Genomic DNA, 6,080 nt, shown 5'->3' on the forward strand with positions numbered 1-6,080 from the left:
TTGTCTGCCTCTTCTGTTTTGTCTGCCTCTTCTGTTTTGTCTGCCTCTTCTGTTTTGTCTGCTATGTCGCTCAGTGTCTCCAACTCATTCTTCAGCATTCGGTCTATGTCGTCTGCCATGGCTTCTTCCTCCCCTGTTTTTGGCCGACCGTCCCGATGACCGTTCCTAACTAGAAGGGCACTTCCGCCCGTCCTTGGGCCGATAGGGCCGCCACTGGGTTTTTCGGTTAATTAGCCCCACGATTTTTTATGGGCTCCACTGATAAGCAATCAGTGAGTGACGGCAGTTTTCATCGAGTCAAATCAGCGTTTTAGTCCTTAGTCGCAGGGCCAAAATGTCTTTTGGGCAACTGACGGGCAACACCGCGCTGATTTCGACCGCTTCGGCGTCACAAGCTTGACCAATCCCAACCCTAGCGCTCAGGCTCACACAAAGGCGGTAATTGCTGCCCTCTCTTAATCAGAGTTCCCAAGCTTCGAGTCCCTTTGCGCTGACCATCACTCCAACAAATATCAACGGTTAGATTCCGCGACCGCCCTGCGCACGGGACGGAACAGAGGGGCTTCCCATCGCAGTCCTGGGACGCCATAATGAGAGAACGATTGGATTCCTCAAGAGGAGACGTGCGCGATGGCCAAATTGCTGAGTACCCTGCTTTTTGCTGCTGCCATGATGCTTGGGCTGGGCTCTGCCCCATCGATGACTCACGCTTGTCCTATGCAGAGTGCCCAGGCTGAGAACGCCAGTCCAGTTCAATTGGCGATGGAAGAAGGCGAAGAATCTTCCGACAAGGCCGCCTACGACGAAACAGACGGCGACGAAGAAAAGAGCGAATAACACCCTTAGCTGATTATCGAGTTTGCAGGGCGCGTCTGGCTTCGACTGACGCGCCCTTCTTGCTGCCTCGGCCGCACCATCTGAATGGACATAGGGACGGCAGTGAAGCCCATGAGCAATCTCTCGTCACAGTCACGGACATCTTGGAAGACTATCGCCATAGTTGTTGCGCTAGTGCTCGGAGTGGTTCTGATCTGCGCAGCAATCGTCGTGGCGGACTTCGCCGACTTGGCATGGTCGTTTCTCTAGCGAGACTGAGGCCAGCGCCAATTGGCACATGATCACAAGCTGCTACACTCGGCCTTGCGCGGGGGTAAGTTCGGAGGGACTTCCCATGACAGACGACGACAAGGAGCGCGAGACAGCGAAGGGCTTGATACAGGGCTATATCGGGCCGGACCACAAAGTCATCAACATGACGGCGTTCTTCAGAGCGCTGGTGCAAGCGCTTAGAGAAGCGAACCGGCAATGAGCGGTCATCGCAGTTATCACTGGATCGGGGTTCTGCTTGCCGTTAGCGCGTTTGTCGCCGGGACGATCTGGCTCGGCAACAAGTTGTACATCGAATACCCGCAATATCTCACGACGCGCACCCTGTCGGATGCGGATCGAGAGGTGTTGCGCTACGCGGCACACCACGTTTTCATATTCGCCCTGGTTGTACTCACGTTATTCTCCGGCGCGACCTACATCATCGTTCGGACCGTGGGGCTCTTTCATCACGGCCAGCCATCGGGGTCACAGGCTTCGTCCAAGCCCTAGCAACGCCTATTGGGAAATGAGATGAGCAAGCAATTCGAATGGGTGCCGATCGTTGCGATCTGGATCGCGATGGTTGCGTTCTGCTTCTTGATTGCATCGAACAATCCAACGGTGGTTCGCGGTTTGTCATATGATCCAGATGCCGAACTGCAGAGCACGCCACCGCTGAAGCCAAGACCACCCTCAGGGAAGACGAAAAAGTAATCGATCCGCGGGCGTTCAATTGGGCCCTGGCACGAGGCAATGCCGGCAAATGGGGGCTGTACGAGCGTGCGGTCATGGTTCGGTAGGAACAGCGGCGAGATCAAGCGGGTCGCCACAGGCCTTGCGGTGTTTGCAGTGTTGGCGAGCCTGGTGGTCGCCTATTCGACAGCAATCCAAGATGCGGCGACGCGGCACCCCACCTTATTGGTGATCTTGGGCGCAATTACTGTATGCGCGATGACGACGGCCACCTATCTTGACAGGTCGCGCTACGTCTTCTTGATTGCCATCCCGCTTGTTGTGACCTGCGCAGTAGTTTGGGTCCTGCTTACGGTAAAAACACTACGTCATATCGACTTCTATACTTCGACCATTGCGCAATCCGTGAAGCAGGTTCCCGCACGGATCCCAACCCAGCCCTCGGCTTTGTCACCAGAGGGTCGCAAGCAGTTCAACCTTGCCAACAGGCAACTGACGCGGTCGTCGCTGAGACTAAGACATCATCTCGACCGCCACGCATTCTGGACCAGAACGCTGCTTGGTATCGCCATCAGCGCCGTTGCCATTGGCTTTCTGCCCAAGATCTTCAGACGGCGACCGCCGCCCGCCGATTGACGGCTCGTCGCCCCGAAAACACGCGCGGAAGTGCGCATCTGAACCGTCTGACCGAGACAGCGCGCTATGAGCACTCAGGCCTTGCGCCGCCGCGCATCGAAGAAGCTCTTTACAAAGTAGGCCAGAGCAATGGCGGTCGTCGCCATCATCGCCCCCACCCTAAAAATGGCTGCACCATCGTCCCGTTCCAACGCGCCGCGAAGCGGCGTGAACAAACCAATTAGCGCTATAGCCGTCAGTAAAACCGCGATGTGGGCCACGACCTTGTTCTCGTTCTTCACGCCGGGATAGCAGGCCAATAGCAATGTGCCGATAGCGGCTGGGATCAACGCCGTGGTCGAGGGGCTTTCCGAAGACAAGTAGGCCCAAATCGAAAATACCAGGAGTACGATTGCATTGACCAAACTGGCGGTGGGGGCGTTCACGATTTCGCTGTCCTAATGTTCAGATTGGTTGTCATACGCACATAGCTATGTCGCGTGAAGACACCGTCAAGATGCACGCCCAAGATTGAATCCGAGCTGAAATTTGTCGATGGATCGATCCGCGACCGGTGACAGCTCGTTTTTGGAGTGACCATCACGGTTGAGCTCCGACTCCCGTGCAAATGATGGTCCAGAGCCCTGGCCCTCTCCCTGTTCTAGGGCCGGGGCTCGCAGGGGCCACGCACAATGCGTCTACATCGGCCTAGGGATACACTTATGCCGACGGCAGCGCGCAGCGCATGCCGCGATCTGCAATCCTGTGAAATTCGATCAAAGTTGCCGTCTCTTCCGATGGGACAACTGGGGCGCGCGACCCAAGTACTAGTTGCACGCTTTGATGTACTGGGCCAACCACGAAAGGACGCACTATGATTCGCCGCGGTAAGTCACAAGAACGTCGTATCCTCCCGATCCCGCTTCACACCCAGAAGCGGCGGTGAGTCACTTGTTGGAGACGCATCGCGTGAGTCAGGAGCTCGCCGCCGATGTTCACGATCTTCTAAGCCGTCGGTCTCCTCTCGGCGCATCACAGAAGCCTGTGCGCGTTGCATGCAATTAGCGAACCTTGAGCGCGCGCCCTGCGAAAAGCAGCTCAGTCGCGTGCGTTCATTTCTGTAAAGCTGCAGGCTCTCCAGCTCACTGGCTCAGAATACGGCGCATTGCGCCGTCGGCCTGACGTGTTCAATCAATCTATCGAAAGCTGGCATCGCGCCTTGTCTGCTGCCGCAGCAGCCTATTCGAGACCATCGCTGTGACAGCTTGCGCTCAAGTAGCTCAAGTGCCCGAAAAGAAAAGAGCCCCGGCGCGAGGGGAAGACAAACGCCGAGGCTCTTGAAGATCGCGGGGGAAGCTGGGTGGGGGGCGCTGCTTTCCCGCGACACCTCAGTGAGGGAGAGACCTGACGGGAGTACCTCTGAAACCGCCAGGCCCCTGCCCCCAATGCAGGGATAGATCGAGTTTAGCGGATTCGACGCATTCGCCTCATCGGAAGACGCATCCCGTTCTATCGAATTTCACGTCCCAAGCGCATGCGCCGTGCACGATTGCACGTCCCGTTTGATCGAGATTTCCTGGCAGCAACCCGAGCGCAATCGTCAAGAAGTCCGCGGTTTCCAACCGGGCGCTCTCGAGAAGCCTCTATCGTGCTGTCACCCAAGTGGGATTTCGAGATGCGGAAAACTCGACGGTCGCCGGGAGCGCTGCCGAGCCTCCGTCCGAACGCGGCCAAAGCCGCAACTCGAGCGTATTGGCGATAAGCCAAGGTGCTTATCCGAATAGCCCAGCTGTTCAATCGAATTTGACATTGGGCAAGCTGACCAACTCCGGCGGGACGCGGGGTACGCCTAGAAAGGCGCATCCCACCCCAGGCCTGGCCATTTCCTTTCGAGCGGCTCTCAAATCTGCCGCGAATGCGTCACGAAACGGCGATAAGACTCAAGTTCAGCTGCGCGAAAGATACGAGTAAGGCCGAACCCGCCAGTGGGCGCGCGATTCATCCTCTCCAACGCAATCAGGGTCGCCCCAGTATGGCCGACGGCAACTCACTGCTCGACATGCTCCAGAAGAATGTTGCGGTTTGGCTCTTGTCATCGCTGCTCGTCGGAACCGCAGCCCTCGTAATTTGGTGGTTCGCCTCGGATATCGTGGTTGCGATCATCAAGGCCTTTGAGGTCGTGATTTGGCTGTTGGGGCTCATGCTGTGGCCGTTCAGACTTTAGGCCCGGAGGCGTGCGTGATCGACTGCCCAACCACGAGCGGCAGCAGGGCCGCCGGGCACGAATGCGCTGCGTACAGGCAAAAAGGAGGTCGAGCGCCGCCTTGGTTGTCAATGTTGCCGACGCCTCGGTCCAAATGCGACCGACGCCTATTTGAGTTAGCCAGCAGATTTGGCAAGAATCTGCAGAAATCGCCGGGCTGGAGGTTATCTGACCTGTACTAATTTGCGACAAACCGTGGCCAAAACATCACAGCTTTTCGAGACCAAAGTCGATATAGTTTTTGTCAGAATCGACAGACAGAAACGGGGGACCAACCAATGCGTCTGCTTATTGCTACTGCTATCGTTATTTCTGCCACGATCGGCCTCGGCGGCTGCTTCGGTCATCATCAGGAGACCGTTGTTGTTGAGCCTCTGAAGCTTGGCTAAACGACACTAGCGACGGGATAGCGCGAACGCCTATCTCTCGGGCAATTGCCAAAACCCGGCTGGGCTCACCCGGCCGGGTTTTTCTTTGACTGGGGCCTTTTCTCCGGCGCCACTCTTCTCAAACATTGCGGAAATAGCGGCGCAGCGGGCCCTACAGCAACACAGCCGCCCTCGCTGTGCGAGAGCGGCTGTGCTGCCAAAGCTTAACTTGGTTCCGCTCAGAAATGAGCCGAAGAATGGGCTTGAAGCTTACTTACACTTCGTCATGCCCGCCATTGCCATCTTGGCATCGGCTTCCGTCTTATATTCGCCCATCATGGCGAACTTCGCCGTGTCCGTCGGGGCGGTTCGGCTCATGACACACTTCCCAGCGGCCTTATCGAACATGACGTAGAACGGACCCATGCCAAATGCGGGCGAAGCGAAGGCTGCAAGAGCGGTCGCGACAATCAAAGCTTTCTTCATAACGTTCTCTCCTAGTTTTCTGTTGAGGCAGGATTGCCTCGAGGGAGAGCACAGCACCGAACAGTGTTCACTGGGAACTCAACTTGATGACAGCGGGCGGACAAGGGCGCTCAAGCAAAGGTGATCCCGATTTGAGCGGCACATCAAAAGGATATTCCGATTTGCGATCACACCGTGAAAAATCCTCGTTAATCCCACCCAGCTCTGCGAAAAAACGCGTCGAGCTTAGCCCTTATAGTGGCCGGGCATAGGTTGTAATACGCATACATAGACAATTTTAAGTTCTCGATCGGCACTGTCGCTTTTGTCGCGGGCCGGCATTTTACTAAAAGTGGCCGCGTCGCTCGTGCACGAAGTCCGGTTGAGGTAAGACACACCGGTATAGGCCCAGCTGTGACCCATCTGTGCTTGACCACCCGCAACCGCCGCCGCGCTGGGGTCCTGAACCATGAGATACAGCGCCCAAACTAAGCCCTTCATTGTCACCTCCCATGCCCAATGTGGCCGTTTGCTCATAACGCAAAAAGCCCCGTGTCTGCTGGATCCAGCAACACGGGGCTCTTGTT

At 56.6% G+C, this 6,080-nt stretch carries 9 protein-coding genes; 7 read left to right on the forward strand and 2 right to left on the reverse strand.

The window, feature by feature from the left end; translation table 11 throughout:
- Positions 1–630: 630 nt before the first annotated feature.
- The 6 genes from AC33YF_RS12435 (at position 631) to AC33YF_RS12460 (ending at position 2,418) form a co-directional block, all read left to right on the forward strand.
- Positions 631–837: a hypothetical protein gene (locus tag AC33YF_RS12435; RefSeq protein ID WP_491777525.1), complete on the forward strand. Its 207-nt coding sequence runs from the start codon at positions 631–633 to the stop codon at positions 835–837.
- An 84-nt stretch (positions 838–921) separates the two neighbouring features.
- Complete coding sequence (locus AC33YF_RS12440; protein WP_491777526.1) at positions 922–1,086, forward strand: hypothetical protein; 165 nt, start codon at positions 922–924, stop codon at positions 1,084–1,086.
- Positions 1,087–1,171: 85 nt separating this feature from the next.
- Positions 1,172–1,309, forward strand: a complete 138-nt coding sequence (locus tag AC33YF_RS12445) for a hypothetical protein (protein ID WP_491777527.1) — start codon at positions 1,172–1,174, stop codon at positions 1,307–1,309.
- Complete coding sequence (locus AC33YF_RS12450; RefSeq protein ID WP_491777528.1) at positions 1,306–1,599, forward strand: hypothetical protein; 294 nt, start codon at positions 1,306–1,308, stop codon at positions 1,597–1,599. The genes AC33YF_RS12445 and AC33YF_RS12450 overlap by 4 nt, the downstream gene beginning before the upstream one ends.
- Positions 1,600–1,620: 21 nt before the next feature.
- Entirely contained in the window at positions 1,621–1,803 is a 183-nt protein-coding gene (locus AC33YF_RS12455) for a hypothetical protein (protein WP_491777529.1), read from the forward strand.
- Positions 1,804–1,869: 66 nt separating this feature from the next.
- Positions 1,870–2,418: a hypothetical protein gene (locus AC33YF_RS12460; RefSeq protein WP_491777530.1), complete on the forward strand. Its 549-nt coding sequence runs from the start codon at positions 1,870–1,872 to the stop codon at positions 2,416–2,418.
- A gap of 74 nt (positions 2,419–2,492) precedes the next feature.
- Here AC33YF_RS12460 and AC33YF_RS12465 read toward each other — a convergent pair whose 3' ends face one another.
- Entirely contained in the window at positions 2,493–2,843 is a 351-nt protein-coding gene (locus AC33YF_RS12465) for a hypothetical protein (protein ID WP_491777531.1), read from the reverse strand.
- Positions 2,844–4,429: 1,586 nt separating this feature from the next.
- Between AC33YF_RS12465 and AC33YF_RS12470 the strand changes: the two genes are divergently transcribed.
- Complete coding sequence (locus tag AC33YF_RS12470) at positions 4,430–4,621, forward strand: hypothetical protein (RefSeq protein ID WP_491777532.1); 192 nt, start codon at positions 4,430–4,432, stop codon at positions 4,619–4,621.
- 677 nt (positions 4,622–5,298) lie between these two features.
- On the opposite strand, the gene AC33YF_RS12475 is transcribed toward AC33YF_RS12470, so the two are convergent.
- Positions 5,299–5,514: a hypothetical protein gene (locus AC33YF_RS12475; RefSeq protein WP_491777533.1), complete on the reverse strand. Its 216-nt coding sequence runs from the start codon at positions 5,512–5,514 to the stop codon at positions 5,299–5,301.
- Positions 5,515–6,080 lie beyond the last annotated feature (566 nt).

This window comes from Methyloceanibacter sp., from assembly GCF_058506495.1.

Bases quoted from the DNA above. Each gene is read 5' to 3' on its own strand.
- AC33YF_RS12445 (WP_491777527.1), top strand. From the start codon at position 1,172: ATGACAGACGACGACAAGGAGCGCGAGACAGCGAAGGGCTTGATACAG.
- AC33YF_RS12475 (WP_491777533.1), bottom strand. From the start codon at position 5,514: ATGAAGAAAGCTTTGATTGTCGCGACCGCTCTTGCAGCCTTCGCTTCG.
- AC33YF_RS12450 (WP_491777528.1), top strand. From the start codon at position 1,306: ATGAGCGGTCATCGCAGTTATCACTGGATCGGGGTTCTGCTTGCCGTT.
- AC33YF_RS12440 (WP_491777526.1), top strand. From the start codon at position 922: ATGGACATAGGGACGGCAGTGAAGCCCATGAGCAATCTCTCGTCACAG.
- AC33YF_RS12470 (WP_491777532.1), top strand. From the start codon at position 4,430: ATGGCCGACGGCAACTCACTGCTCGACATGCTCCAGAAGAATGTTGCG.
- AC33YF_RS12435 (WP_491777525.1), top strand. From the start codon at position 631: ATGGCCAAATTGCTGAGTACCCTGCTTTTTGCTGCTGCCATGATGCTT.
- AC33YF_RS12455 (WP_491777529.1), top strand. From the start codon at position 1,621: ATGAGCAAGCAATTCGAATGGGTGCCGATCGTTGCGATCTGGATCGCG.